Source organism: uncultured Campylobacter sp., from assembly GCF_937997595.1.
GTDB lineage: Bacteria > Campylobacterota > Campylobacteria > Campylobacterales > Campylobacteraceae > Campylobacter_B.
The window spans coordinates 1-1,021 of the sequence record NZ_CALKTS010000182.1; the positions used below are offsets into that span (position 1 = coordinate 1).

The following is a 1,021-nucleotide window of genomic DNA, read 5'->3' on the forward strand; positions in this document are numbered from 1 at the left end:
CCGCCTGCCTCTCGCTAAACGAGGTCATCATCCACGGCATCCCAGACGAAACGATCCTGCAAGAGGGCGATATCTTAGGCGTCGATCTGGGCTCGAAACTAAACGGATATTTCGGCGACAGCGCACGCACTCTGCCCGTCGGTAAAATTTCAAAAGCCGACGAGGAACTTATCGCATGCAGTAAGGATACGCTGGAGTTTGCCATCAAAACGATCAGGGTAGGGATGCACTTCAAAGAGCTAAGCTTCGAGATCGAGAAATTTATCCGTGCGCGCGGCTTCGTGCCGCTATACGGCTTCTGCGGTCACGGCATCGGCAAGCACCCACACGAAGAGCCTGAGATCCCAAACTATCTGGAGGGCAACAATCCAAAATCAGGCCCCAAAATCAAAAACGGCATGGTCTTTTGCATCGAGCCGATGATCTGCCAAAAGGACGGCACGCCGGTTATCGCCGAGGATAAGTGGAGTACGAGAAGCAAGGATGGGCTCCGCACTAGCCACTATGAGCACTGCATGGCTGTTTTCGACGACAAGGTAGAAGTCCTAAGCATCGCATAGATTTTCGCACAAAAGGCGACTTGAGCTAGTTAAAATTTTTCACTTTGTCGGTGCGAAATTCCGCCTGCGCTTAGCTTTCGACAATTTTACATCGCTCGCGTCTTGGAATTTTACCTCAGCCGCTTCATGCATAAATTTTTATCCAAAAGCCTTTTGAAACCTATCGCACTAGAAATTTTAAAAGCCGAGATTTTAGCTCATGCTTTCTGTTTTTAAAGCCTCGTTTTGTAGTTTCGCTCATAGATTCGCTTTCAATTAAAATTTAGCCTTAAAATTCCGTCGCCCAATTCTACTACCCCCCCCTCCCCCGTATCTTTAAAATTTAGCTGTAAAATTTGAAGCGTAAAGGCGCGCAAGTAAGCAAGCTCAAAGCTTTAAGCGGCTAAGATTGCGCCTTGATTTTAAAGCGAAAACATGTCGCGCTACGCAGAGTGCGCGCCGTCGCATCTCTTCGTACAAGG

At 48.2% G+C, this 1,021-nt stretch carries 1 protein-coding gene; it reads left to right on the forward strand.

Translation table 11 applies throughout. The features are described from left to right. Positions 1–560 (forward strand): type I methionyl aminopeptidase (gene map / locus Q0614_RS06565; protein WP_298787435.1); only part of this gene is annotated, 560 nt, incomplete at its 5' end. Between the last annotated feature and the right edge of the window lie 461 nt (positions 561–1,021).